The sequence below is a fragment of the Streptomyces sp. NPDC017940 genome, assembly GCF_044328435.1.
In the GTDB taxonomy this organism is placed as follows: domain Bacteria; phylum Actinomycetota; class Actinomycetes; order Streptomycetales; family Streptomycetaceae; genus Streptomyces.
In genome coordinates, this window is sequence record NZ_JBIRHJ010000005.1 from 545,248 (window position 1) to 570,253 (window position 25,006).

The 25,006-nt window shown below is 74.0% G+C and carries 19 protein-coding genes and 4 pseudogenes; 10 read left to right on the plus strand and 13 right to left on the minus strand.

Annotated elements, in window-relative coordinates:
• Nucleotides 1-67 precede the first annotated feature (67 nt).
• Nucleotides 68-1,231 (minus strand): NAD(P)/FAD-dependent oxidoreductase, encoded by a 1,164-nt coding sequence (locus ACH4DX_RS20515; protein WP_398156149.1) that lies wholly within the window; start codon nucleotides 1,229-1,231, stop codon nucleotides 68-70.
• A 78-nt stretch (nucleotides 1,232-1,309) separates the two neighbouring features.
• A pseudogene (locus tag ACH4DX_RS20520) lies at nucleotides 1,310-1,831 on the minus strand (M24 family metallopeptidase); the annotation flags it as partial.
• Between the two features lie 456 nt (nucleotides 1,832-2,287).
• Between ACH4DX_RS20520 and ACH4DX_RS20525 the strand changes: the two are divergent.
• Entirely contained in the window at nucleotides 2,288-4,678 is a 2,391-nt protein-coding gene (locus ACH4DX_RS20525) for a collagenase (RefSeq protein WP_398156150.1), read from the plus strand.
• 48 nt (nucleotides 4,679-4,726) lie between these two features.
• On the opposite strand, the gene ACH4DX_RS20530 is transcribed toward ACH4DX_RS20525, so the two are convergent.
• The 6 genes from ACH4DX_RS20530 to ACH4DX_RS20555 form a co-directional block, all read right to left on the minus strand.
• Nucleotides 4,727-5,947: a glycosyltransferase gene (locus ACH4DX_RS20530; protein ID WP_398156233.1), complete on the minus strand. Its 1,221-nt coding sequence runs from the start codon at nucleotides 5,945-5,947 to the stop codon at nucleotides 4,727-4,729.
• A gap of 144 nt (nucleotides 5,948-6,091) precedes the next feature.
• Entirely contained in the window at nucleotides 6,092-6,328 is a 237-nt protein-coding gene (locus ACH4DX_RS20535) for a phosphopantetheine-binding protein (protein ID WP_398156151.1), read from the minus strand.
• Nucleotides 6,329-6,333: 5 nt separating this feature from the next.
• Entirely contained in the window at nucleotides 6,334-6,966 is a 633-nt protein-coding gene (locus ACH4DX_RS20540; RefSeq protein ID WP_398156152.1) for an isochorismatase family protein, read from the minus strand.
• 26 nt (nucleotides 6,967-6,992) lie between these two features.
• Nucleotides 6,993-8,696: a (2,3-dihydroxybenzoyl)adenylate synthase gene (locus ACH4DX_RS20545; protein ID WP_398156153.1), complete on the minus strand. Its 1,704-nt coding sequence runs from the start codon at nucleotides 8,694-8,696 to the stop codon at nucleotides 6,993-6,995.
• Complete coding sequence (gene dhbC / locus ACH4DX_RS20550) at nucleotides 8,693-9,901, minus strand: isochorismate synthase DhbC (protein ID WP_398156154.1); 1,209 nt, start codon at nucleotides 9,899-9,901, stop codon at nucleotides 8,693-8,695. The genes ACH4DX_RS20545 and dhbC overlap by 4 nt, the downstream gene beginning before the upstream one ends.
• A gap of 125 nt (nucleotides 9,902-10,026) precedes the next feature.
• Entirely contained in the window at nucleotides 10,027-10,884 is an 858-nt protein-coding gene (locus ACH4DX_RS20555; RefSeq protein ID WP_398156155.1) for a 2,3-dihydro-2,3-dihydroxybenzoate dehydrogenase, read from the minus strand.
• 393 nt (nucleotides 10,885-11,277) lie between these two features.
• Between ACH4DX_RS20555 and ACH4DX_RS20560 the strand changes: the two are divergent.
• Nucleotides 11,278-12,176, plus strand: a pseudogene (locus tag ACH4DX_RS20560) (FecCD family ABC transporter permease); the annotation flags it as partial.
• Nucleotides 12,156-12,650 (plus strand): annotated as a pseudogene (locus tag ACH4DX_RS20565) (cation diffusion facilitator family transporter); the annotation flags it as partial. The pseudogenes ACH4DX_RS20560 and ACH4DX_RS20565, both read left to right, overlap by 21 nt.
• A gap of 119 nt (nucleotides 12,651-12,769) precedes the next feature.
• Here the strand turns inward: ACH4DX_RS20565 and ACH4DX_RS20570 are convergent.
• Nucleotides 12,770-14,302, minus strand: coding sequence for an aspartate aminotransferase family protein (locus ACH4DX_RS20570; protein ID WP_398156156.1), 1,533 nt, complete (start codon nucleotides 14,300-14,302; stop codon nucleotides 12,770-12,772).
• Nucleotides 14,303-14,389: 87 nt separating this feature from the next.
• Here ACH4DX_RS20570 and ACH4DX_RS20575 point away from each other — a divergent pair, with 87 nt between their 5' ends.
• Entirely contained in the window at nucleotides 14,390-15,310 is a 921-nt protein-coding gene (locus ACH4DX_RS20575; protein WP_398156157.1) for a LysR substrate-binding domain-containing protein, read from the plus strand.
• Nucleotides 15,311-15,423: 113 nt separating this feature from the next.
• Nucleotides 15,424-16,065: pseudogene (locus ACH4DX_RS20580) on the plus strand (ABC transporter ATP-binding protein); the annotation flags it as partial.
• Here the strand turns inward: ACH4DX_RS20580 and ACH4DX_RS20585 are convergent.
• On the minus strand, nucleotides 16,058-17,026 hold the full coding sequence (locus ACH4DX_RS20585) for an alpha/beta hydrolase family protein (RefSeq protein WP_398156234.1): 969 nt from the start codon (nucleotides 17,024-17,026) through the stop codon (nucleotides 16,058-16,060). The pseudogene ACH4DX_RS20580 and the gene ACH4DX_RS20585 overlap by 8 nt on opposite strands.
• A gap of 394 nt (nucleotides 17,027-17,420) precedes the next feature.
• On the opposite strand from ACH4DX_RS20585, the gene ACH4DX_RS20590 reads away from it, so the two are divergent.
• Entirely contained in the window at nucleotides 17,421-18,023 is a 603-nt protein-coding gene (locus ACH4DX_RS20590) for a TetR/AcrR family transcriptional regulator (protein WP_398156235.1), read from the plus strand.
• A complete protein-coding gene (locus tag ACH4DX_RS20595; protein ID WP_398156158.1) occupies nucleotides 18,020-18,898 on the plus strand; it encodes a fructosamine kinase family protein in 879 nt (292 codons plus the stop codon). Before ACH4DX_RS20590 ends, ACH4DX_RS20595 begins: the two co-directional genes overlap by 4 nt.
• A gap of 19 nt (nucleotides 18,899-18,917) precedes the next feature.
• On the opposite strand, the gene bla is transcribed toward ACH4DX_RS20595, so the two are convergent.
• Nucleotides 18,918-19,928, minus strand: a complete 1,011-nt coding sequence (bla, locus tag ACH4DX_RS20600; RefSeq protein ID WP_398156159.1) for a class A beta-lactamase — start codon at nucleotides 19,926-19,928, stop codon at nucleotides 18,918-18,920.
• 172 nt (nucleotides 19,929-20,100) lie between these two features.
• On the opposite strand from bla, the gene ACH4DX_RS20605 reads away from it, so the two are divergent.
• Both ACH4DX_RS20605 and ACH4DX_RS20610 read left to right on the plus strand, forming a co-directional pair.
• Complete coding sequence (locus tag ACH4DX_RS20605) at nucleotides 20,101-21,000, plus strand: LysR family transcriptional regulator (protein WP_398156160.1); 900 nt, start codon at nucleotides 20,101-20,103, stop codon at nucleotides 20,998-21,000.
• The gene (locus ACH4DX_RS20610; RefSeq protein WP_398122975.1) at nucleotides 20,997-21,899 is read left to right on the plus strand and encodes a serine hydrolase; all 903 of its coding nucleotides are present in this window, start codon (nucleotides 20,997-20,999) and stop codon (nucleotides 21,897-21,899) included. The genes ACH4DX_RS20605 and ACH4DX_RS20610 overlap by 4 nt, the downstream gene beginning before the upstream one ends.
• Here ACH4DX_RS20610 and ACH4DX_RS20615 read toward each other — a convergent pair.
• Nucleotides 21,896-22,699: a PIG-L deacetylase family protein gene (locus ACH4DX_RS20615; RefSeq protein WP_398156161.1), complete on the minus strand. Its 804-nt coding sequence runs from the start codon at nucleotides 22,697-22,699 to the stop codon at nucleotides 21,896-21,898. The two genes, ACH4DX_RS20610 and ACH4DX_RS20615, sit on opposite strands and share 4 nt — an antisense overlap.
• Before the next feature lie 33 nt (nucleotides 22,700-22,732).
• A complete protein-coding gene (locus ACH4DX_RS20620) occupies nucleotides 22,733-23,101 on the minus strand; it encodes a hypothetical protein (RefSeq protein ID WP_398122977.1) in 369 nt (122 codons plus the stop codon).
• A gap of 300 nt (nucleotides 23,102-23,401) precedes the next feature.
• Here ACH4DX_RS20620 and ACH4DX_RS20625 point away from each other — a divergent pair, with 300 nt between their 5' ends.
• Nucleotides 23,402-24,808 (plus strand): family 43 glycosylhydrolase, encoded by a 1,407-nt coding sequence (locus ACH4DX_RS20625; protein WP_398156162.1) that lies wholly within the window; start codon nucleotides 23,402-23,404, stop codon nucleotides 24,806-24,808.
• The last annotated feature ends 198 nt before the right edge of the window (nucleotides 24,809-25,006 follow it).

Consider the following 25,006-nt stretch of genomic DNA (forward strand, 5'->3'; position numbering starts at 1 on the left):
ACCCCCACCGAACACCCGAGGCAGGGACGCGGACGCGGACACGCACCGGCAGCGGGCCCGCCCCGCGTCAGTGCGGGGCATCGAACCGCTCCGGCCGGAACAGCCGCATGTCGGCCGCGGCCAGGGGCGGCTCGTCGCCCGCCACCAGTGCCGCGATCAGCGCCCCCGTGGCCGGGGCGAGCCCGATCCCCGCCCCTTCGTGGCCGCAGGCATGCAGCAGCCCGGGTGCCCGCGGATCGGCCCCGACGGCGGGCAGGTGGTCGGGCAGGTAGGGACGGAAGCCCGCGTACGTCCGCAGCACCCGTACGCGGGCGAGCACGGGGAACAGTCGTGCCGCCCCCCGCGCGAGGCGGCCGAGCACCTCCGTGGAGAGGGTGCGGTCGAAGCCGACGCGCTCCCTGCTGGCGCCGATCAGGACCGGCCCCGCCGGGGTGCCCTCGACGACCGGTGACGTCTGGAGGGCGGCCGACCCGGAGGCCACGTCCGCGACGTAGTCCGCCGCGTACACCTTGCGGCGCACCACCCGCGGCAGCGGCTCGGTGACGAGCACGAAGCCCCGTCGCGGCTGCACCGGCAGGGACACCCCGGCGACGCGGGCGAACTCGCCGCCCCAGGTCCCGGCGGCGTTCACGACGTGCGGGGCGTGCAGCTCACCCGCCGGTGTCCGCACCCCGCGCACGGTGCCGTCGGCGCGCGTAAGGACGCCCACGACCTCTTCGCCGAGCCGCAGACGCACCCGGTTCCCCGCGGCGCGCAGCAGGTGGGCGGCGGCGAGGGCGGGCTGGACCTGGGCGTCCTGCGGGTAGTGGTAGCCGCCGACGAGGCCGGGTGCGAGGTGCGGCTCCAGGTCGTGGAGCCGTTCCCCCGTCACCTCCTGTGCGCGCACGCCTGCCTGCTCCTGCCGGTGGGCGAAGTCGCGCAGGGCGGACAGGCCGGTCTCCCCCGAGGCGACGATGAGGCCGCCCTTCGCCTCGTACTCGATACGGTCGGGCAGGACGTCCGCGAGCTCCCGCCACAAGCGGCCCGACAGCAGGGCAAGGCGGAGCTCGAGGCCCGGCTCCTTGTCGGAGACCAGGAGGTTGCCCTCACCGGCACCGGTAGTGCCGCCCGCGACCGGGCCGCGGTCCACCACCGTGACGTCGAGGCCGCGCCGGGCGGCGTAGTGGGCACAGGCGGCGCCGACCACTCCGGCGCCGACGACGATGAGATCCGATGAGCTCCTCATGGGCACCTCAGTAATATTTCACATGGCACATGGCTTGCCAAGGGATCTCGCACGCGCCTCCTACTCCGACCGTCATCTCCCGCCTCAGAAAGGCGAGTTGCCGCGCCTCTCTACCAACTCCCCCATCCACGCCTCGATCCCGTCGGGCGTCCGCGGCAGCGCGCCGGACAACAGTCGCGCCCCCTCGGGGGTGATCACCAGGTCGTCCTCGACGCGTACGCCGATGCCCCGCAGCTCGACGGGCAGCGTCTCGTCGTCGGGCTGTAGATACAGGCCGGGCTCGACGGTGAGCACCTGGCCCGCTTCGAGGACCCCGTCGAGGTAGGCGTCCGCCCGGGCCTGGGCGCGGTCGTGCACGTCGAGCCCGAGCATGTGCCCGCTGCCGCACAGGGTGTAGCGCCGGTGCGCCTCCGCGTCGGGACTCTTCAACACACCCCACCCGGTGAGCCCTTCCGCGATCACACGCGTCGCCGCGCGGTGGAAGTCCCGGAAGGGCGCGCCCGGCCGCAGTGCGGCGATGCCCGCTTCCTGGGCGGCGAGGACGAGTTCGTACACCTGTCGCTGCACCGGTGTGAAGCGGCCGGACAGCGGCAGGGTGCGGGTGATGTGCTGTGCGGGCGGAAGCGGTGGTCGCAGTCGTTGGAGCGCACGCACAGCTCACCGGCGGGGACGAGGACGCGCTCGCCGGGGAAGCGGGCGGAGAGTCGGGCGCGGCGAGCGGGGGTGAGGGCGGCGGCGGGCAGCCGGATGTCGCCGGGCAGCGGGGTCGGCGCCCAGTTCCGGGCCATGGACTCCTCGAACTCCTTGGACGTGGGCAGGTCGTGGCTGACAGTGCAGGGAGCGGCGACGGATTCCTTCACGGGGGCTCCTTCGGGCACATTCCTGGGCGCCAAGGGGTTGTCAGTGCAATTTCACATTACTACGTTACGCATCACATGACGGGGTGGTCACTGAGCTGACGGTCTCTCATATCGCCCCGTAGCAAGGCGGGTTGTTCCACGTGCCACAACATCAAGGCGTATTCGGTACGCCTTGCTCCTCCCCCACACTCAGGAGTGATCGGTGTCCCAGCCGAAGAAGCCCTCGAGAACCCTGTGCGGATCGCTGCTCACCGCCGCCACGGCCGCGGTGCTCTGTGTCACGGCCACCGAGGCCGGTCTCACGGCGGCACAGGCGTCCGCGGCACCGGAGGCGGTGTCGGCGCCGGCCGTCCCCGCGCCGGTGCCGAGGCCCGCCGCGGCCCCCGGCCCGAACCCGCACGACGCGGTGGACCGCAGGGCCACGGCACCCGCGCCCGCGACCCGCGCCCTCCCGGCACCCGGCGGCCTCACGGACGGCCGTGTTCCCGGCCCCCGCACCCGCGCCCCCGAAGCCGCCGACGGCGAGGAGGTGCCGCGCGCCACCCTCGGCGGGACGGCCGTGCCCTGCACCCTCGACGGCATCAAGGGTCTCTCGCCGGAGCGGTTCGCCGACTTCCTCGCCGCCGACGAGGTCACCGCGGACGGCTGCCTGCGGACGCTGATCTGGACCTGGGACCAGCGCCTCGCACCCGTCATGTCACGGGCCCACATCCAGGCCGTCGCCCACCGCGCTAACCGGCTCGCCGCCGGACACGACGGAAGGAACGGCACCCATCTCCTGGAGATGTTCACCTACCTCCACGCCGTCGCCTACCACGCCTTCTCGCACGACGAGGTCGACCTCGCCGACCCCGCGACCCTGGCCGCCGTGCGCGGGTCCCTCGACGCGTTCGGCGCGGCCGCCCGCTCCTTCGACGTCACCCGCAGCAACGCCGAGACCCTGCGCGAAGTCCTCACCGCCGCCGGCGCCGAGGGCCTGCGCCAGCACCAGCTGCCGTTGGCCGAGCGGGTCCTGGCCACCATGGACGCCGCCCACCCGGACACCGCGAAGGACGCCTCCTGGGGCGGTGCGGCCCTCGCCGCGCTCACCCTCAACTACCTGGGCGTCCACCCCGGCAACCAGGACGCCGCGTTCCGCGCCGCCGTGGCGGCCTCCCCCTCCTACCGCGCCGCCTTCAAGGCGTTCGCGGGCCACACCCATCTGAAGGGCTCGACCAATGCCTGGGTGGTGCGGGACGCGCTCAGTGAGTACGGGCGCATGGGCCAGATCGACGCCCTCCGCGGTGAGATCGTCGCGGGGCTCGGCCCGCTCCTCGCCACCACGGCCCGCAACTTCGGCGAGCTGAGCGCCCCCTGGGCGAAGGTCGCGACCTGGCTGAACGAGTTCGAGGCCTGCGCGCCGCACCGGGTGTGCAGGACGGACATCGAGAAGCGCCTCTTCCCGCACACCTACACGTACGGCAAGGAGGCAGCGAACGACCTGCGCGTGCGCAGCAGCCTGTCCCGGAGCACCGTCGACCAGCTCTACTACGCGAGCGCCCAGGTCAAGGCGCAGTTCCACCGCGTGCTCGGCACCCTCCGACCCCTGCCGGGCGACACCAACTCCACGCTCGGCGTCGTCCTGTACGCCTCCCGCGCCGAGTACGAGAACTTCCAGCCGCTCCTGACGGGTCTGAGCACCGACAACGGCGGCATGTACATCGAGAAGGGCGCCACGTTCTACACCTATCAGCGGCGCGTCCCGCAGGACTCCTCGCTCACGCTGGAGGAGCTGTTCCGGCACGAGTACACGCACTACCTCAACGGCCGCTGGGCGGTGCCCGGTTCCTTCGGTGAAGGCCCCTGGTACGAGCGCGACCGGACCACGGCGATGGACGAGGGCACCGCGGAGTTCTTCGACGGTGCCACGCGCGACGACGGGATCAAGGTCCGCAAGTCCCTGGTCAAGGGCATCATCGCCGACACCGCGGACGGCGGCCCGCGCATGACGGTCGACCGGCTCCTGCACGCCACGTACGACGGCGACGGGTTCCGCTTCTACGACTACGCGGGCACGTTCTTCACGTTCCTGTGGACGGAGCGGCCCGCCCTGCTGAAGGAGATGTACGGTCATCTGCGCGCCGACGACCCGGCGGCCTTCGACGCCTGGCGCGAGCGGCTCGGCAAGGACGCGGGCCTCCAGCGCGCGTACGACGCGTTCCTCGACGCACAGATCGCCCAGGTCGACGACCTGTTCGTGCCCGACACCTCGTACACCCCGCTGGACGAGCTGCGCGACACGTCCGCCGACCAGGTCCGCGCCTCCTTCACCGCCACGACCGGCATCACGCCCGAGTGCGCCGCCACCGGGTCGCAGGACCGTCCCCGCTTCGCGTGCGACGGCCGGATCACCGCGAACCTCAGCGACTCCGGGAGCCCCGACCGGGTCTTCAAGGACATGTCCGAGACGGTGGACCACTTCATCCTCGACCGGGCCGCGAAGGGTACCAACAACCTGACCGACATGAACTGCTCGTTCGGCACGGTGGACATCTGGACGGACGGACGGGCGGGAACGTCCGCCTTCAGCTGCGAGGGCCCGCTGCGCCGCTGACGCGCCGACCGGTACCCGGTACGCGCCGTCACCGTGGACGCGCGTGCCTCAGCAGGCCGCGAGGGCCGCCGCCACCGGGGCGACCGCGTCCTCGGTCGAGATGCGGTTCGCCAGGGCGCGGGCGCGGGCCCGGTAGGAGGGGTCCTTGGTGGCATCGACCAGCGCGGCGGTGAGGCGGGCCGTGGTCAGGCGGCGCAGGGGCAGCGCGCACGGGGCGGTGCCGAGGGCGGTGAGCCGGGCGGCCCAGAACATCTCGTCGAACTGGATGGGCACCGGCACGGCGGGGACACCGGCGCGCAGCCCGGCGGCGGTCGTGCCGGCCCCCGCGTGGTGCACCACGGCCGCCGTGCGGGGGAACAGCAGGCGGTGGGGCACGTCGCCGATGGTGAGGACGTCGTCGCCGGATGCGGACAGTCCGGCCCAGCCCCGCTGGATCACACCGCGCAGGCCGGCGGCGCGCAGCGCGCCCACCACCTGGCCGCAGAGGCGGTCGGGGTCGGGGACGGTGGCGCTGCCGAGGCCGACGTACACCGGCGGCGGGCCCGCGGCGAGGAAGTCCTCCAGGTCGGCGGGCAGCCGGCCGGTGTCGTGCGGCCACCAGTAGCCCACGACGTCGAGGCCGGGGCGCCAGTCGTGGGGGCGGGGCACGACGTGCGGGCTGAAGCCGTGCAGGACCGGCCACCGCCGGTCCTCGTGGGCGCGGCGCGACGCCGCGAGGGTACGGGGCTGGAGGCCGAGCTGCTTCCTCAGGTCACGGGCGGTGTCGTGGAAGATCCGCTCGACGACGGTGAGGACCCCGTGCCCCGCGAGGCGGTTGCCGGTGGGGCCCAGGGAACGCGTCCCCGCCATGGGGGGCGGGAAGGCGCCGGTGGGGTAGAAGGGCTGGAGGTTCACGCCGACGCTGGGGAGGCCGAGGCCTTCGGCGATGGTGCAGCCGAGCGGCGCCACCGCTCCGGACAGCACGAGCGCGTCGCTGTCCCCGGCCGCGTCCAGCAGACCCGGTGCCAACTCCGCCGCCGCGTCCTTGGCCATCGCCATGACGCGCAGCAGCTTGCCGGGGCCCGTACGGCTGCGGTGCAGACCCTGCCCCCGTCGTGAGTGCAGCTCCGCCCGCGGGTCGACGGGCAGGGCGTGGAAGCGGACGCCGGAGCCCGCCGTCAGCTCCGCGAACCTCCCGTGCGTCACCAGGGTCACCTCGTGCCCCGCCGCGACGAGCCCGGCCCCGAGCCCGGTGAAGGGGGCCACGTCACCCCGTGAACCGGCAGTCATGATCGCTACACGCACGGTGCCCAGTATGGCGACACCGGCGCCGCGGGGTGGCGGGAACCGCGGAGCTGGCCGGACCGCCTCGCCCCCGGGACGGCGGGAGCCGCCCCGGGGTGGCCCGCGACCGGGGAGGGAGCTGTGCCCCCGTCAGGCGGTGAGCCCGAGCAGCGCCGCCCACGCGGCCACGGCGGGCCGCTCGGCGAGGTCGGTGAGGGCCACCTCCACGCCGTACGTCTCGCGCCGGCCGCCGACCAGTGTCATCAGCCGTACGGAGTCGAGGCCGTGGTCGCCGAGGTGCTCGTCGAGAGGGACGTCGACGGGCTCCTCGCCGAGCACGTCGGCGACGTCCTCGCGCAACTGCTCCAGAGTCAGGGTCTGGCTCACGGTCGTCAGTGCCCCTCGAGGACGGTGTCGGTGGTGGTGACCACGGCGCAGCGTCCCGCGGCCCAGCGCAGCGCCATCGCGTGGTCGTCGGCGGAGAAGTCCGCCACGGCGTCGGCCACGACGAACGCCTTCAGGTCCCGCATCCAGGCGTCGGCCGCGGTCATCAGGACGCCGATGTGGGCGTAGATCCCCGTGATCACCAGCTGGTCGCGGCCGAGGTCGCGCAGGTGCTCCTCCAGGTCCGTGCGCACGAACCCGCTGTACTTCCACTTCGTCAGGACCTTGTCCCCGGGTCCGGGGGCGACGGCGTCCGCGATGGCCGCGGCGTGCGCGTCGTCCGGCAGCCCGGAGCCCCAGAAGTCCTGCTGGAGGCCGCGCTGTTCGGACGTCTGGCCGCCGGGCTGCGCGGTGTAGAGCACCGGGATGCCGAGGGCGGCCGCACGCTCCTTGAGGGCGCGTACGTTGGCGAGGAGCTCCGGTACGGGCGCCGCGTCGGCCTCGTACGCGGACAGGAAGTAGTTCTGGAGGTCGTGCACGAGGAGCACGGCGCGTGCCGGGTCGACCGTCCAGTCGACGCGGTTGCGGGGCAGCTCGGCGGCGGTGGGCAGGGGGTAGGAGCTGATGGCGGGCAGGGCCATGGCGCTGGGCTCTCCGTTCGGGTGGGTCAGGGGGTGCGGGGGGCGTCGGACTCGGCGGCGGTGGCCGTGGCGGGGGCGGGGGTCGTGGCGGTGGCGGTGGCGGCTGAGCGGAGGTCCTTCTTGGAGATCTTGCCGACGCCCGTCTGCGGGAAGGCGTCCACGAACTCCACGCGGTCGGGGACCTTGTAGGCGGCGAGGCCCCGTTCGCGCACGAAGCGCTTTACGGCGACGGGCCTGAGCGGCTCCGCGCCGGTCCGCAGGATCACATAGGCGCAGGTGCGTTCGCCGAGGTAGGGGTCCGGTTCGCCGACGACGTTGGCGTCGTGGACGGCGGGGTGGGCCAGGAGGTGGTTCTCGATCTCCTCGGCGGCGATCTTCTCCCCGCCGCGGTTGATCTGGTCCTTGGCCCGGCCCTCGACGACCAGGTGGCCGGTGGGGGTGAGCCGGACGATGTCGCCGGTGCGGTAGAAGCCGTCGGCGGTGAAGGAGCGCGCGTTGTGCTCGGGGGCCCTCCAGTAGCCGCGGATGGTGTAGGGGCCGCGGGTGAGGAGGTGGCCGGTGGAGCCGGCGGGCAGGTCGTTGTCCTCGTCGTCGACGACGCGTATCTCGTCGTCCGGCGAGATGGGCCTGCCCTGGGTGGTGACGACGGTCTCCTCGGGGTCGTCGAGCCGGGTGTAGTTGACGAGCCCCTCGGCCATGCCGAACACCTGCTGGAGCGTGCAGCCGAGCGCGGGCCCGACCCGGCGCGCCGCCTCCTCGCTGAACTTGGCGCCGCCCACGAGCAGGACCTGGAGGCTGCCGAGGTCGTGCGCCGTCGTCGCGGCGGCCTCGGTCCACACCAGGGCGAGCGGCGGCACGAGTCCGGTGATCGTCACGCCTTCGCGCTCGATCAGGGGGAACGCGGTCTCGGGGCCGGGCCGCGGGCAGAGCACGACCCTGGCGCCCGCGTACAGCGCGCCGAGGGTGCCGGGCGAGGACAGCGGGAAGTTGTGGGCGGCGGGCAGCGCGCACAGATAGACGCTGTCCTCGTCGACGCCGCACAGGTCGTTGGAACCCCACAGCGAGTACATGTAGTCGTCGTGGGTGCGCGGGATGAGCTTGGGCACGCCGGTGGAGCCGCCCGACAGTTGCAGGAAGGCGAGGTCGTGCGGGGCGGGACCCGGCAGGTCCACGGGCTCGGCGGTGACGTCGGACAGCGCCTCGAACTCCCCCGGGTCGCCCTGGGCCACCCACACGTGCCGCAGGGTGGGTACCTCGGCGCGCACCCGGGCGGCCAGGACGCGGTAGTCGTGACCGCCGTGTTCGGCGGCGACGACGTAGGCGGCGGCCTCGGTGAACCGGCAGAAATAGGTGATCTCCGTCTCGCGGTGGGCCGGCAGCGCGAACACCGGCAGCGCCCCGATCCGGAACAGGGCGAAGATCACCTCGAAGAACTCGGCGATGTTGGGGAGTTGTACGACGACGCGGTCGCCCGCGCTGATGCCGCGCGCGCTCATCCCGGCGGCGAGCCGGTCGGCGCGGTCGTCGAGTTCGCCGTAGGTCAAGCGGCGGTCGGTCGCGGGGTCGACGATCGCGACGCGCCCGGGGTGGGCCGCCGCGCGCTCGCGCAGCATGCCGCCGAACGTCTCGCCGCGCCACCAGCCCGCGGCGCGGTAGCGCTCGGCGAACTCCGCCGGCCAGGTCGGGGTGCCGTCCGGGCCGGTGGCGGGGGCGGTGGGGGCGGCGCTCACAGCTCGGCCCCCACGGCGGCGAGGAAGGTACGGAACTTGGCGGCGGTCTCCGCCGTCTCGGCCTCCGGCTCGGAGGCGGCCACGACGCCCGCGCCCGCGTACAGGCGCAGCGAGTTCGACTCGGCCTCCGCGCAGCGGATGGTGACGACCCACTCGCCGTCGCCCGACGCGTCGCCCCAGCCGACCATGCCGGTGAAGAAGCCGCGGTCGAAGGGCTCGCTGTCGCGGATGACGTCGCGTGCCGTCGCGGTCGGGGTGCCGCACACGGCCGGGGTGGGGTGCAGGGCGCAGGCCAGTTCGAGCGCGGAGGCGCCGGGGCCGGCGAGGGTGCCGGTGACGGTGGTGGACAGGTGCCACATGGCCGCGGTGCGGATCAGCGTGGGCTTGGCGGGGACGGTCAGGTCCGTGCAGTGCGGGGCGAGCGCCTGGTGGACGGCGTCGACGACGACGGCGTGCTCGTGCAGGTCCTTGGACGACTGGAGCAGCGCCGCGGCCCTGCGCACGTCCTCGGCGAGGTCGTCGCTGCGCGGGACGGAGCCGGCGAGGGGGTTGGCGAGCACGCGCCGGCCGCGGCGGGAGACCAGGAGTTCGGGGCTGGCGCCGATGAGGGTCCTGCCGGGTCCCGTGGGCAGGGCGAAGGTGTAGCCGCCGGGGTCGCGGCGGGCCAGGCGCTGGAGCATGGCGGGGACGTCGAGGGGTTCGGCGCAGTCGAGTTCGAGGGTGCGGGCGAGCACGACCTTGCTGAACTCCCCGCGCCACATGCGCTCGATGGCGGCGGCCACGGACGCGCCGTACACCTCGGGGGCCGGAACCTGCCGGATGCGCCAGTCGGCGCCCGCCGGTGCCTCGGCGGGCAGCGCGATCAGCGGGTCCGCGACCAGGGGCGGTGCGTCGCGCAGCGACTGCGGCACCGCGAGTGCCGCCGGTGCGCTCTGGTCGAACGGCACGGCACCGACGACGACCGGGGACGCGGCTCCGTCGGCGCGCGCCCGGTCGAGCGTCTCGGCGACGCGTGCCGCCAAGGATCTCTCGTCGTGCGGTACTTCGCTGTGCACTCCCCGGCCGAGCAGGGTGCGGGTGGGCGTGCCGAGGAAGCGCTCGCCCGGACGGTAGTCGGCGAGGAGCGCGGTCGCCGCGCCGATGGCGGGGTGGGCCGGATCGGCGAGGGCGGGGACGTGCGGGGCGACATCGGGTGCCGTCGACACCGGGGGCTCCGTTTCTCTCCCGGTCCGTGCTCCGCGGGGAGGCACGGCCGCGAGTGCGGGGGTGGGTGGGGTGCACGTGCGGCCTGTCGGGTGCGGGCCGGGTGCAAAGGGGAGGGCGCGGGGCGTCACCGCAGGGTGGCGCCGCCGTCGACGTACAGCTCCTGCATGGTGATGTGCCGCGCCCGGTCGGAGGCGAGGAACAGGACCGCCTCGGCGATGTCGTCGGGGGCGGCGATGCGGCCGAGGGGGATGCCGGTGCGGAAGGAGGCGGGGTCGCCGTCGATGACGCGCTGCGGGGCGGTGGCGTCGGTCCACAGGGCGCGTTGCATCGCGGTGTCGGTGGAGCCGGGGGCGACGACGTTGCAGCGTACGCCGCTGCGGGCGAGTTCGAGTCCCAGGCACTTGGTGTACATGGCCGCGGCCGCCTTGGACGCGGCGTACGCGGCCATGCCGGTGCGGGGCACGCCTGCGGCGTTGGAGCCGACGGTGACGATGCTGCCGCGGCCGCGCGCGGTCATGCGGGCCGCGACCGCGCGGGAGGCGTGGAAGACGCCGGTGGTGTTCACGGCGAAGGTGTCGGCCCAGTCCTCGTCGGTGAGTTCGGCGGCGGGTCCGGGCCGGAGGATTCCGGCCACGTTGACGAGGATGTCGAGCGGGCCGTGCGTGCGCTCGACGTCGTCCACGACGGTGTCGACCGTCGTGGCGTCGGTGACGTCCATGACGTGTGCGGTGATGGTGCCCGGTGGACCCGCGTCGTGCGGTGCCGGGTCCTCGGGACGGTCTGCGGCGCCCCGGCCGGGGCCGCCCTCGGGGCCGCGGGTGATGCGGTCGAGGGCTTCGGCGGTGCGGTCGGTGGCCACGACGTGCGCCCCCTCGGCGGCGAGCCGCTGTGCCACGGCCGCGCCGATGCCCTGCCCGGCTCCGGTGACCAGGGCCGTTCTCCCGGCCAGTTCCACGCCGGTGCCGGATATGTGTGCGGACATGAGCAGCTCCCCCTCGCTATTAGGTAAGCCTAACCTAAACCAAACCCGCCATGATCCTCTACAGCCCCTGGAGGATGTTGTGTTTGGTCAGGCAACCTCACCTCATGCGGTCGCAGCACACGGGTACACCGCAGCTCACCGTCGAAGGGGACCCGTCCGCCGGGCAGTTGACCGACCCACCCCCGCGAGAGCGCGATTCGGCCAACTCCACCTCGCCCCCTGCTCCGGCTACTTCGGCGTACGTTCAGGACGCCGACCGGCGTACGTTCAGGACGCCGACCGGCGTACGTTCAGGACGCCGACCGGCGTACGTTCAGGACGCCGACCGGCGGGCGGTCAGGACGCCGACCGGCGGGCGGTCAGGACGCCGACCGGCGGGCGGTCCGCGTCCGGATCGCCGTACTCGCCGTGCTTCTCCTCGTGCTCGGCGCCGTGTAGCTGTCCGTCGGCGCCGGTGAGGTGGGGGCGTCGGGCGCGCTCGACCATCTCCTCGACCGCGGCGGCGCCCGCGCGGGCTCCCGACTCGCCCTGGTCATCGGCGACCTGCGGCTGCCCCGCGCCCTGACCGCCGTCCTGGTCGGCACCGCCCTCGGTGTCGCCGGGTGCCTGCTCCAGGCCGTCACCCGCAACCCGCTCGCCGAGACCGGGCTGCTCGGTGTGAACGCGGGCACCTCCCTCGGCGTGGTCGGCGGCATCGCCCTGCTCGGGCTCGACTCCGGATTCGCCTATCTGGTCTGCGCGTTCACCGGGGCCGTGGCCGCCAGCGCCCTGCTACTCCTGATCGCGGGGCGGGGCGGTAGCTCGCCGATGCGCCTGGTGCTCGCGGGCTCGGCGCTCGGTGCCACCTTCGGCGGGCTCACCACCGTGATCGTGATGAACTCCGCCGAGCCCTACGACCGCTTCCGGTTCTGGGTGCTCGGCTCGCTCGCGGGCGTCGAGGGGTACGGGGAACTGGCGCGGCTCGCACCGGTCGTCGGCGTCGGACTCCTCGTCGCCGCGCCGGTCGTCCGCCCGCTGTCGGCGCCCGCCCTCGGCGACGACCTGGTCCGCAGCCTCGGCCACCGCCCGTCCCGCACGCGTACCGTCGTCGCCCTCGCCGTCACCCTGCTCACCGCCGCCGCCGTGGCGCTCGCGGGCCCTCCTTCCTCGGCCTGGTCGCGGGCTTCGCGGCCCGCGGCCTCGCGGGCCCGCGGCTGCCCGCCCGCCTCGTGCTCGCCGGGCTCGTCGGCACCGCTGTCCTCACCGCCGCGGCCGTCGCCGCCCGGGGGGTGGTGTCCCGCCCCTTCGAGGCTGGGCACGAGCCGGACCGGCGCGGCGGGTGGTGGGCGTGGCTGCGGCACCGGCTCGGGCACCTGGTCGTCCCGCACCGTCACGATGCCATGGACAAGGTCGACGCGGAGGGGGAGACCTCGCGCGAGGGGCTGCGCACGCTGTGGCTGTCCCTGGCGGTCCTGGGTGCGACGACCGCCGTCCAAGCGGTGATCGTCGCCCTGTGGGGTTCGGTCGCGCTCCTCGGCGACACGATCCACAACGCGGCCGACGCGCTGACCGCGATCCCCCTGGGCATCGCCTTCGTCCTCGGGCGGCGGGTGGCCAACCGCCGCTACACCTACGGCTACGGCCGCGCGGAGGACCTGGCGGGGATCGCGGTCGTCCTGACCATCGCGGCCTCCTGCGCCCTGGCCGCGTACGCCGCTCTCGACCGCACCCTCAACCCCCGTGACGTCAGCCACGTGTGGGCGGTGGCCGTCGCGGCGGTGGTCGGGAGCGGACCGGCGCCGTCCGCGGCGCACTCGACGGCGGCTGACCCATACGCGTCACGACGCCACCCCCTGCCCCCGGGCATTGGGCACCGGGACCCGGGACCCGGGACCCGGGACCCGACTCAGAGCGCCGCGCCGCTCTCCCCGATCGCCTGGTCCAGGATCGTCAGGCCGAGCGAGAGTTCCTCCTCGGTGGCCGTCAGCGGCGGTGCCATCCGCAGCACCCCGCCCATGCCGGTGAGCTGGACGATGTTCATGTGCAGGCCGAGGTCGAGGCAGCGCTGGGTGACGCGCGCGCCGAGATCGCTCGAACCGCGCCCGGCCTCCCCGTCGACGACGAGTTCGAGACCGGCGAGCAGGCCGCGGCCGCGGACGTCACCGACGACCTCGTGCCGTCCCGCGATCTCGTCGAGGCCCCGGCGCAGGAACGTGCCGAGGGACCGGGCGCGTTCGTCGAGCCTTTCGCGCTCCAGGACGTCGAGGACGGTGTTGCCGACCGCGGCGACGAGCGGGTCCGCGGCGTGCGTGGTGAAGAAGAGGAACCCGCGCTCGTACGCCTCCTGCTCGATCTCGGCGCTGGTGACGACCGCCGCGAGGGGCAGCCCGGCACCGAGGGTCTTGGAGAGCGTGAGGATGTCGGGCACGACGCCCTCGCGCTGGAGGGCGTACCAGGTCCCGGTGCGGCACAGACCGGTCTGGGCCTCGTCGAAGATCAGGAGCATGCCGCGCTCCCGGCACTTCTCCTTGAGTGCGGCGAAGTACCCGGCCGGGGGCTCGATGATGCCGCCGGAGCTGAGGATCGGCTCGACGAGGCACGCGGCGAGGCTGCCGGTCGACTGCGCGTCGATGAGGTCGAAGGCGAAGTCGAGCTGACGGCGCCAGTCGAGGGCGCCGTCGGGCGTGGTGAAGTCGGGCCGGTAGGCGTTGGGGACCGGGATGGCGAAGTTGCCGGGCGCGCCGGGGCCGTAGCCCTTGCGGCCCGCGCTGTACGTGGCGGACGCGGCGGCCTGCGTCATGCCGTGCCAGGACCGGGCGAACGAGACGATCTCGTGCTTGCCGGTGACGAGCTTGGCCATGCGGACGGCGGCCTCGTTGGACTCGGCGCCGGTCGTCAGGAGCAGGGCCTTCTCCAGCGGCGCGGGCAGCGTCTCGGCGAGCCGCCGGGCGAGGTCCACCACGGGGCGGCTGAGCATGCCGCTGAAGAGGTGGTCGAGGCTCGCGATCTGCCGCTGGACGGTGTTGACGATCTCCGGGTGGGAGTGGCCGAGGATGGCGCTCATCTGCCCGGACGTGAAGTCGAGGAGTTTACGGCCGCCCGCGGTGTACACGAAGCTGCCCGCGGCGCGCTCGATGATCTCGGGGGTGAACTCGGGTCCGTAGCGGACGAGGTGCCGCTCGGCGTCTGCCCAGAAGGCGTCGTCGGACGCCTGCCCCGCCCCGGCGGACGGCCGGGCGGTCCCTGCGTTCGGCTGAGCGGTCCCTGCGGGCGGACGGGCGGTCCCTGCCGCCCCCCAGGCGGTGTCACCGGACGGGGCGGTGCCGGACGGGGCCTCGCTGGGCGGAGCATCGCTGCACGAAGCAGCGGCGGACGGGGCAGCGGCGGAGGCGGACTGGCCAGCGGAGGTGGAAGGGGCAGTGGTGTGCGAAGCAGCCATGCAGCCGACCGTAGGGCGCCTCCGAGCGACACGTCCATCTCACGATTCCGGCTTTCCTGTTCGGCAGAACCGCACAAGAATGGGGGCATGATGAATCCCTGGAGGCTGCGGCTGCTGAGTCGGCTCGACACGCTCGGTACGGTGCGGGCGGTCGCCCAGGCCAGCAATCTGAGCGCGTCCAGCGTGTCCCAGCAGCTGGCCGTCCTGGAGGCCGAGACCCGTACCCAGCTCCTGGAACGCTCGGGACGGCGGGTGCGGCTGACCTCCGCGGGGCTGATCCTGGCGCGGCGCGCGCGGGCGATCCTCGACCACATGGAGGGCGTCGAGGCCGAGCTGCGCGGATTCGGCGAGGAACCGGCGGGCCTCGTGCGCCTCGGGGCGTTCCAGAGCGCGATCCACACCATGGCCGTGCCCGCGGTGACCCGTCTCGCCCGCGAGTATCCGCACCTGGACGTGCAGTTGCTGCAACTGGAGCCGCACGAGAGCGTGCCCGCGCTGCGCGGCGGCGACGCGGACATCATCATCACGACCACGGACTTCGACGAGCTGCCCCTCGGCCCCGACGTCGACTTCGTACCGCTGGCCACGGACTCGATCCTGCTGGTGGTGCCGCACGGCCATCCGGCGGCCGGGCGCGGCGCCGTGGACCTCGCGCACTACGCGGACGAGGCGTGGGCGTTCGACATGCCGCAGTCCTACATGGCGAACCTCGCGCTGCGCCTGTGCCGCCAGTCCCGGTTCGAGCCGCGGGTGGTGTGCCGCTTCAGCAACTACATGCTGGCCCTGCAACACGTCGAGGCCGGGCTCTCGATCACGCTCCTGCCCGACCTCGCTGTCGACCGCCGCTACCGCGTCGCCACCAGTGAGCTGGCGAGTCCCCTGACGCGTACGATCACGGCGGCCGTCCGCCGCGGCTCTCCCCCGCGCGCGGCGGTACGGGTCGTGCTCGACGCCCTGCGCCACGGCCCGCAGCTGCTGCCGCCGTCGCCGTCGCCCGAGCACGGGTGAGCGGTGGCGCGTCCGGGTAAGGCCGGTCGCCGGTCCCGTGCCGTCGGCCCGTGCGCTTCCGGGGCCATCCGATGCCGACCGGCGTGAGCAGGCCACCGGCGAGGCCCTGCACCGTGGCCCGGCTCCACGAACCCACCTCGGGACGGGTCCTGGCAGGGGACACCGACGTGTGGCGGATGCGCCGGCGGGAAGCGGCGCACCGCATCGCCCTGCTCCCCCAGTCCCCGCAGGCGCCGGAGGTCGTCTCCGTGGCGGGCCTTGTGCGGTACGGCCGCCGTCCGCACCAGAGCCTGCTCCGCCAGTGGTCACGCGACGACGAGCGGGCGGTCACCGAGGCGCTCGCCGACCGCCGGTACGACCGCGCTCGCCGACCGCCGGCTCGACGAACTCTCCGGCGGCCAGCGCCAACGCTGCCGGCTCGCCATGGCGCCGCGCAGGAGACCCCCGTCGTCCTGCTCGACGAGCCCACGAGCGCGCTGGACATCGGCCACGCGGTGAAGGTCCTCGAGCTCGTGCGCGCCGTCGCGGCGGGCGGCCGTACGGTCGTGATGGTCGTGCACGACCTGGCCGCCGCGGCGCGCTACGCCGACACGGTCGTGGCGATGCGGGACGGTCGCGTCGTCGCCTCCGGACCGCCGCGCGAGACCATCGACCCCGCGCTGGTACGCGAGTTGCACGGCATCGACACCGAGATCCTCTTCGCGTCGTCCGACGGCGCGCCCGTGGTGGTGCCCACCGCCGCGCCGCTCACTTGACCTCGACGCGCCCCTGCGGCTCGGGGTCGGCGGCCAGGGCGGCTCGGGCCGCCCGCCAGGCCGCGCCCCCGTCCTCCTCGGAGCGCAGCCGGCTGCGGAGGTAGGCCCAGGTGAGCCGCTGGACCGCCGCCACGCGCGCCGGGTTCTCGTCCGTGGTCTCTGCGACGTCGTACCCGGAGACGCCGCCGAGGCCGTGCTCGCCCCCGAACAGGGTGAGCAGGGCCTTGGGGCCGGGGGCCAGGGTGTAGGGGTCGGCGTGCCAGTCGGCACCCCTGACCGTCAGATGGGCCGATTCGTCCTTGTCACCGGCGACCACGAGCGTGGGCGTCGTCATCGCGGAGAAGTCCGGCGCGCCCATGAAGCCGAAGTTCCGCGCCGCGAACTCGCTCAGCGCGGCTCCGCCCCTGCCCGGCGCGGCGAGCAGCACACCCGCCGTGATCCGGGGTTCGCTCAGGTCCACCTCCCTCCCGCTGTCCGGGTCGGTGAGGCGGGCGCCGAGGAGCAGGCTCGCGGTGTGCCCGCCCATCGAGTGTCCGGCCACGGCGATGCTGCCGTGGTCCAGGCGCCCGCGGAGCTGCGGGACGGCGTCCTCGATCGCGTCCAGCCGGTCGACGATGTGCCGCATGTCCTCCGCCCGCGACCGCCAGTACAGCGGTGCGCCGGGGGTGTCGGCGGGCAGGCTCAGCGTGCGCGAACTCAAGTGTGTGGGCTGGATGACGACGAAGCCGCGCGCCGCCCAGTAGTCGACGAGGGGCGCGTAGCCGTACAGGGAGGAGAGGTGGCCGGAGTGGCCCTGGCCGTGCGAGAGGAGGACGACCGGAAGGTCGCCGCCGGTCACCGGCGCGGAGACCCGCACCTCCAGGTCGACGGCGCGGCCGGGTACGGGCAGGACCACCGGGGTGACGGCGAGGACCGGTACGGGCGAACCCAGGGCGCCGTACGCGCCGATGGATTCGCCGATGGATTCGGCGGTGGATCCGGCAGTGGATCCGGCAGTGGATCCGGCGGTGGATCCATTACTGGGACCACTGGTGGATCCGCTGACGGATCCGCCGACAGACCCGCTGGCAGATCCGCTGGCAGATCCGCTGGCAGATCCGCCGGAGGTGGGCGTGTGCGTGCTCATGGTGTTTCGTGTCCCTTTCGAGTGCCGCTGCTGCCGGGCGCGTGCGGCGGACGGCGAGCAGGCAGGGGGAGCGAGCAGATACGGGAGCGAGCAAGTACGGCGAAGAGCGCCCGGATTCGACTATGCTCGAAGCGGAGCGTTGTTCCGATTACGATACGGAGCACTGTTCCGCTTTGTCAACGATCACCGGAAGGAGAGCCTGGTGCCCGATCCGAACCCGTCCGCGGCGGTGCCCGACACGAACCGCTCCGCCAAGGGGCCGGGCCGAAGCAAGCGGGCCGACGCGCAGCGCAACGAGCAGACCCTGCTCACCGCCGCCGCCGCGGTGTTCGTCACCTCCGGCGTCGACGCGCCCATCCGCAGGATCGCCGCCGAGGCGGGGGTGGGGATGGGGACGATCTACCGCCACTTCCCCACGCGTGCGGATCTCGTCGCCGCCGTCTACCGCCACCAGGTCGAGGCCTGCGCCGAGGCGGGACCGCGCCTCCTGGACAGCGCGGGCTCCCCCTTCACGGCACTGAGCGAGTGGGCGGACCTCTTCGTCGACTTCCTGGTCACCAAGCACGGACTCGCCAACGCGATGCAGTCGGACAGCAGCGGCTTCGACGCGCTGCACGCCTACTTCCTCGACCGTCTCGTGCCCGTCTGCGAGCAGCTCCTCGACGCCGCGGCCGAGGCGGGGGAGATCAGCCCCGGCACCCGCGCGTACGAACTGATGCGAGGCATCGGCAACCTCTGCGTCGGGCGTGACAGCGACCCGCGCTACGACCCACGCCGCCTCGTCGACCTGCTCCTCAAGGGCCTCCTGCGACCGCCCTCCACCCCCGCATGACCTCCCGCCCCACAGACGCCGAGGGCCCGGGCGCGGCGGCGTCCCGCCTCACCGGCCTCCCCGTCACCTCCGCGCGCCCGCTCTCCGGGGCCGTCACCGAAGTCACCCTCGACGGCGGCCGTGTGGTGGTCGTCAAGCACGACGACGCGCCCGGCGCGGTGCGGGCCGAGGCGGCGGGGCTGCGCTGGCTCACCGCCGCCGGGACGGTGCGCGTGCCCGAGGTGCACGGCCACGACGGGCACTGGCTGGTGACCGACCGGGTGCCCCGGGGCCGGGCGACCCCGGACGCGGCGGTACGGTTCGGCCGGGACCTCGCCGCCCTGCACGCCTCCGGTGCGCCCGCGTTCGGCGCCGCGCCGCCGGGCGGACCCGAGGACGCGTACATCGGGCGCGCCCCCATGCGCAACGTTCCCGGCGGCGACTGGCCGGGCTGTTACGCGGAGCACCGGGTGCTCCCCTATCTGCGCCGCGCGGTCGACGAGGGCCTGCTGCGGCCCGGCGAAGCAGCCCTCGTCGAGGGCGTCTGCGCGCGCCTCCCCGACCTCGCGGGGCCCGCCGAAGCGCCCGCACGACTGCACGGGGACCTGTGGAGCGGCAATGTCCTGTGGGGCTCCGACGGGCACGTACGCCTGATCGACCCGGCCGCCCACGGCGGCCACCGCGAGACCGACCTCGCGATGCTCCGCCTCTTCGGCTGCCCCCACCTCGACCGCGTCCTGGGCGGCTACCAGGAGGGGGCACCGCTCGCCGACGGCTGGCAGGACCGCGTCGGGGTGCACCAGCTCTTCCCCCTCCTCGTGCACACGGTGCTCTTCGGCCGGGGCTACGCCGAGCAGGCCGTGGCGGCCGCGCGGTCGGCCGCGGCGGCGGGGTGAGACGCAGCGGACTCGCAGGCTACGGCAGGGTGTCGGCGACCACGGACGCCGCTTCGGCGATCAGCCGGTCGTCGGGCTCGGCGTCCTTGTCGGCGCGGTGCGAGAGGATCGCCACGACGAGCGGGGCGGCGTCCGGGCGCCACACGACGGCGATGTCGTTGCGGGCGCCGTAGTAGGTGCCGGTCCCCGTCTTGTCCCCGACCACCCAGGTCTTGGGCACCCCGGCCCTGATGACGTTGTCCCCGGTGGTGTTGGTCTTCAGCCACCGGGCGAGCAGCGCCCGCCCGGGCTCGGTGAGGACGTCGCCGAGCACATACGCGCGGAGGTCCTTCGCCAGGGCGCGCGGTGTGCTCGTGTCCCGCTTCTCGCCCGGGACCCACCGGCTCAGGAAGGGCTCGACGCGCTCCACCCGGGTCACGTGGTCACCGAGTTCCTCCAGGTCGGCGTCGAGGCCCTTCGGCCCGCCCAGCTCGTCGAACAGGAGGTTGGCCGCGGTGTTGTCGCTGTAGCGGACGGCCGCGTCGCACAGGGCGCGCAGGCTCATGCCCGTGTCGACGTGCTTCTCGGTCACGGGCGAGTGGGTGATCAGATCCTCCTTGGAGTACTTCACCACCTTGTCCATCCCCGCAGGGGAGTTCTTGCGCAGCACGGCACCGGCGGCGAGCGCCTTGAACGTGGAGTTGTACGCGAAGCGCCGGCCGTCGTTGTAGGCCACCTCGCGTCCGGTGCCGGTGTCGACGGCGTACACACCGAGCCGTGCGTCGAACTTGCGCTCCAGTTCCTTGAACGCGCGGGTGTACGGCTTCTTGGCCGTCGCCGGCCGCTCGGAGACGTTCGAGGTCCTCGTCGCACCCGTGGTCCCCGACGTCCCCGAGGTTCCCGAAGCTGCCGAAGTGCCTGAGCCCGCCCCGCCGGGCGACTTCGGGGACGACGACGCAGGGGACTCGTCCTGGCCGCAGGCCACGAGCGGCACGAGGGCGAGTGCGGTGAGCGCGCCGACGACGGCACGCCGGGCATGGGTGTACTGCATGGTCCAAACCTCCAGGGCGCCCCGTTCCCGGGGCACAGGGGGACGGCGCGGCACGGCCCGTCCCGGTGCGGTGATCAGTGCCGCACCCACCCTCGCCGCGGGGCGGTCATGCGGTCCAATACGCCAACGCGCGGTTTCATGCTGTTCCGGCATAGGGCGTAGGGTGCGGGCTGTGGATCTCGTAGGGGCGTGTCGCGCGTTCGTCAGCGTCAGTGAGCGCGGCAGCTTCACCGTCGGCGCGGCGGCCGCCCGGATGTCCCAGCCGGTGGCGAGCCGTCGGGTGGCGGCCCTGGAGGAGCGCTTCGGCGAGCCGCTGTTCGAGCGGACCTCGCGCCGTGCGGTCCTGACCCCCTTCGGCCGGGACCTGCTGCCGACGGCCAGGCAGCTGGTGCGGGCGGCCGACGTGCTGCTGCACGAGGCGGAGGCCGTCAGGCACAAGCCGTGGCGGCTCGCGGTGCCCGGCATCTGCTCCACGGCCGCCCTCGCCCGCCTCGTCGCCGACGCGCGCGGACAGGGCGTCACGCTCGACCTGCGCGAGGAGGATCCCGCACGGCGCAGGGAACTCCTCGACGCCCAGCAGGTGCGGGCCGCCCTGCTCGCGGTGCCCGCGGACGAGGCCTCCTGGTCCGTGCCGCTCGGTCTCGCGACCGCACGGGATCCCGGCGTGCAGCGCGTGTACGTGGAGACGCTGCGGCTGCGCCGCGGGTCCAGAGGACCGGCCCGGCGCATCTGGATCCAGCCGGAGGACGACGTACCGCACATCCGGGACCCCCTGACCCGGCTGCGCGACGCGCTCGGCCTGCGCCCCGCCCAACTCGTCGCCGCCGAGCAGCTGACGACCGCGGCGGCGGACGTCCTGTGCGGCGACGATCTGCTGCTGTGCTCCCGCGCGCAGGCCGCGGAGCTCGGTCTGGTCTGGCGGCCCGTCGGCGAACTCACGATCGACCGGGGCTTCGCCCTCGCCGCCGCCGCCGACGGAAACCCCCGGCACCTGCGGGCGCGGCTCGGCGAGGCCATCGCCCGCTGCCTCGGCGCGGACACCCGGGCGACCGCAGCGGAAGGGGCCGTGTGACCACGGAAGCGCTGCTGCGCGAGCTGCGCGCCGAGCTGCGCGACGGCGGCCTGCGCTGCTGTGTCCTCGTACGCGATCTGGGGTCGGGCGACGAGATCGGCCTCGAACCCGACACCCTGCTGCCCATGGCGTCGCTGGTCAAGATTCCGCTGGCCCTCGCGACGGTGGAGCGCATCCGGCGTGGCGAGATCGACGGGGCGACCGCTCTCGACGTGCGGCCCGGCAGGATCACCACACCCGGGCCCACGGGCGTGAGCCGCTTCCGCCACCCCGCCCGCATAGCCATCGACGACCTGCTGTACCTGAGTACGTCGGTCAGCGACAACTCGGCGGGCGACGCGCTGTTCGACCTCACCCCGCCCGCGCGGGTGGCCGCCATCGTCGACGGGTTCGGGCTGCGCGGCTTCACCGTCAGGCACGGTCTGCGCGCCCTGGCCGACACTCCGACGGAGCGATTCACCGCCGAGCAGGTCCACCTCGCGCACTCCCTGGCCATCGACGCGGGCACCAGCGGGCGCGGCCACCGGATCCCGCAGCTCGACACCACGCGCGCCAACACCGGCAGCGCCAGGGCGTGCGTCGAACTGCTGGAGGCCCTGTGGACCCCCTCGAAGATCCCCACGGAGGTGGCCGCGCGGGTCCGGGAACTGATGGCCCACAACCTCATCCGGCACCGCCTGACACCGGACTTCAGTTCCGACGCCACCACCTGGTCGTCCAAGACCGGCACCCTGCTCAACCTCCGCCACGAGATCGGCGTCGTCGAGCACGCCGACGGCCAGGCCTTCGCCGTCGCCGTGCTCACCGAGTCCCTGGTCCCCGCGGGCACCCAGTTCGGCGCGGACGCCCTCATGGCGCATGTGGCCCGCACCTTGCGGGACCATCTGCGGCAGCTCTAGGGCGCGGCCGTCCCCGGCGGCCGGGCGGTCGCGGTCAGCTCCGTGCGGACGTCCTTCGCCGGGCCCGGGGCTCTGGGGGCGAGGTCCTGGCGGATGTACCACTCGGTGCCGAGCAGGCGCTCGCGTGACCGCGGCGGCAGCTCGGCGATCAGTCCCGGCACGGCTCCGCGAGCCACCTCGGTGCGGTGCGCGAGGACGGCGGCGGTCTTCCGCTCCAGCCAGGGCCGGACGTCGACAACCGTCGTGACCAGGTCGTCGGGGACGCTGTACACCGTCTCGTGCGCGCCGACCACCTCCGCCAGCGCCGACACCGCCGAGTGCGGGTGCGTGGCCAGATAGAGGGCGCTCGGCTGCCAGGGGTCACCGGCCTCGGGGAAGAGCCGCCCGAGCCCGGCCGCCTGGGCGGCGAGCACGGCCACGCGGTGGGTGTGCACGTGGTCGGCGTGCCCGGAGAGACCGCCGTAGGCGTCGTGCGTGACCATGACCTCCGGGCGGAACTCCCTGATGTGTGCCACCAGTCGCCGCACCGCGTCGTCCAGGGGCGCGTCGCAGAACCGTGCGCCGTCCGGTGCCGACCGCGGTACGCGGGCGTCGGCGTAGCCGAGCATCCGCGGCGGCCCCGCGCCGAGGATCCGCAGCGCGTCGGCCAGCTCGGCGGCGCGCGGGGAGTCCGCGGCCCACGTCGCCGTGACGACCGCGGTGCGCGCGCCCGCGGCCGCGTGGCGGGCGAGCACCCCGCCCGCCGACAGCGACTCGTCGTCGGGGTGTGCGAAGACCGCCAGCAGGCTCGGCACAGGCACGGGCGGGCCACCTTCCAGCGACGGACAGTCGGATCATAGCCCCCGGGCACCGGCTTCGACGGGCAGCCGCCCGGTGTCGAAGAGGCATCCGTGCGGCTCCTCCTGGAGCGGCACCACGGCCCGCACCGCGCCGAACGCCGCCGATGTGGCCCGCCGGGCGATCTCCGAGGTGGTGCCGTCCGCCTCGGTCCACTGACAGGTCTGCGCACGGTAGTCGTCGACGGCGGCCTCGACGGCCTTGGTCATGCGCCGGTGCAGCACGATCTCGCGGTCGGCGGCGGGGCGGGCGTACAACGCGCGTATCGCGGCGCGGAGTTCGGCGGCTTCGTCGGGCAGCAGGGTGCCGCTCTCGCAGCGGTCGACGAGGAGGAGCAGCTGGCGGAGAGCGTAGGGCTCGTTCATGGGTCGCCTCCTGAGGGGTGGGCCCGGCCGGGCGGGCCGCCGAGACTTTCGCCCGCGGTCGCGGTGCGAGGCGAGCGTGATCACCGCATACCCGCCGCACGCATCTTCCCACCCCTTTCGAGTGATCTTCCGTCAGGACGTTCGGACACCGAGGGTGCCGGGGAGCCGACGCGGTGGTGTCCCGGTGGCCCGCGGCGCGTTGATCGGACGACACTGCCGACTCGTCCCCTGTGCGGACCGGTTCGCGGACCGGCCCGCGCCCCCGGGCTTCCGCGGCCGGCGCCGCGGGAAGGAACCCCCATGCGACGTCGCGTCGCAGCCTGCGGACTCACCGCCGCGGCCCTGATCCTGATCCTGATCCTCGGCCGGGCCCAGGCCGGCCCCCACGCCCCGGCCGCGCCCTCCCCGGCGGCACCAGCCCCCGCACCGACGGCGGCACACCCCGCCGACGGCCCCGTGCTCGCCCGGAACTTCCCCGATCCCGACATCGTGAAGGTCGGCCGCACCTACCACGCGTACGCCACCAACGGCGCCGGACAGCACGTCCAGCACGCCACGTCCGCCGACCTCACCCACTGGCGCACCGACAGCACCGACGTCCTGCCCGCACTCGGCGCCTGGGCCGTGCCCGACCGCGGTCTGGTGTGGGCGCCGGAGGTGTACGACAACGGAGCCGGTTTCACCCTGCACTACACGGCCCGCGACCGCGCTAGCGACCGGCAGTGCATCGGCGTCGCGCTCTCGCAGTCGCCGGAGGGACCGTTCCGGCCGGTCGGCGCGGGACCGCTGATCTGCCCGGCCGCGGCGGGCGGCGCCATCGACGCGGCCTCGTACACGGAGAACGGCCGGCGGTACGTGCTGTGGAAGAACGACGGCAACTGCTGCGGCCTCGGCGCCGACACCTGGCTGCACCTCCAGCCGACGTCGTGGGACGGCACCCGCCTCACGGGCGGCGCCACCCGGCTCGTCAAGCAGGACAGGGAGTGGGAGGACCCGCTGGTGGAGGCGCCCACGCTGGTCCGGCGCGGGGGCCGGTACGTCCTGTTCTACTCCGCGCACTTCTACAGCCGCGACCAGTACCGCACCGGGTACGCGGTCGCCGAACGGCTCACCGGCCCGTACACCAAGGCCGCCGGGCCGCTGCTGACGACGGACAGCTTCGCGGGAGCGGTCCGCGGGCCCGGCGGCCAGGACGTGGTGACGGGTCCCGACGGCCGTGACCGCATCGTCTTCCACGGCTGGAACGCCGACTACACGCAGCGGTTCCTGTACGCCGCCGACCTCGGCTTCGCGGACGGCAGGCCGGTGGTGCGCGGCAGCAAGAGCTTCTACGAGGCAGAGGACGCCCGTGTCCTGAACGCGGCCGTCCGGGAGGCACCCCTCGCTTCGGGCGGCAGGGCGGTGGGCGGGATCGACCACGCCGACAGCCACGTCGAGTTCAGGGTCTTCGCCGCGTCCGCGGGCGCGCACACACTGTTCGTGCGCTACGGCAATGGCTCCCTGGACGGCGCGGGCGCCCCGGTCCCCGCCGCGCACCGGCTGACGGTGAACGGCACCGCGGCGGGCGTCGTCCCCTACCCGCACACCGGCTGGGACCGCTGGCGGTCGACGGCCGGAACTCCCCTGGTGCTGCGGGCGGGTTGGAACACGGTCCGCCTGTCCAAGGACGCGTACTACGCCGAACTGGACGGCGTGGACGTGGCCTGAGAGGCAGGACGGATCCGTCAGGCACGGGCGGGCCCGAGGTGATCTCGGCTGGAAACCGTCGGCACGCGGGCAAACATCGTTCGGGCACGATCATCGTATCGAGTTAATGTCGGCCGCTTTCCTTGGTCCGGCGGCCGGAGCGGCCACTAGGGTTCCTGTGAATCTGAACGGATTCCCCTCCCTATGCGCCCATATCTC

What these genes read in the sequence shown, in the direction of transcription:
- ACH4DX_RS20530 (WP_398156233.1), bottom strand. Translation starts at nt 5,947, where the DNA reads ATGACTGCCGGTTCACGGGGTGACGTGGCCCCCTTCACCGGGCTCGGG.
- ACH4DX_RS20540 (WP_398156152.1), bottom strand. Translation starts at nt 6,966, where the DNA reads ATGGCCCTGCCCGCCATCAGCTCCTACCCCCTGCCCACCGCCGCCGAG.
- ACH4DX_RS20555 (WP_398156155.1), bottom strand. Translation starts at nt 10,884, where the DNA reads ATGTCCGCACACATATCCGGCACCGGCGTGGAACTGGCCGGGAGAACG.
- ACH4DX_RS20570 (WP_398156156.1), bottom strand. Translation starts at nt 14,302, where the DNA reads ATGGCTGCTTCGCACACCACTGCCCCTTCCACCTCCGCTGGCCAGTCC.
- ACH4DX_RS20575 (WP_398156157.1), top strand. Translation starts at nt 14,390, where the DNA reads ATGATGAATCCCTGGAGGCTGCGGCTGCTGAGTCGGCTCGACACGCTC.
- ACH4DX_RS20595 (WP_398156158.1), top strand. Translation starts at nt 18,020, where the DNA reads ATGACCTCCCGCCCCACAGACGCCGAGGGCCCGGGCGCGGCGGCGTCC.
- bla (WP_398156159.1), bottom strand. Translation starts at nt 19,928, where the DNA reads ATGCAGTACACCCATGCCCGGCGTGCCGTCGTCGGCGCGCTCACCGCA.
- ACH4DX_RS20620 (WP_398122977.1), bottom strand. Translation starts at nt 23,101, where the DNA reads ATGAACGAGCCCTACGCTCTCCGCCAGCTGCTCCTCCTCGTCGACCGC.
- ACH4DX_RS20625 (WP_398156162.1), top strand. Translation starts at nt 23,402, where the DNA reads ATGCGACGTCGCGTCGCAGCCTGCGGACTCACCGCCGCGGCCCTGATC.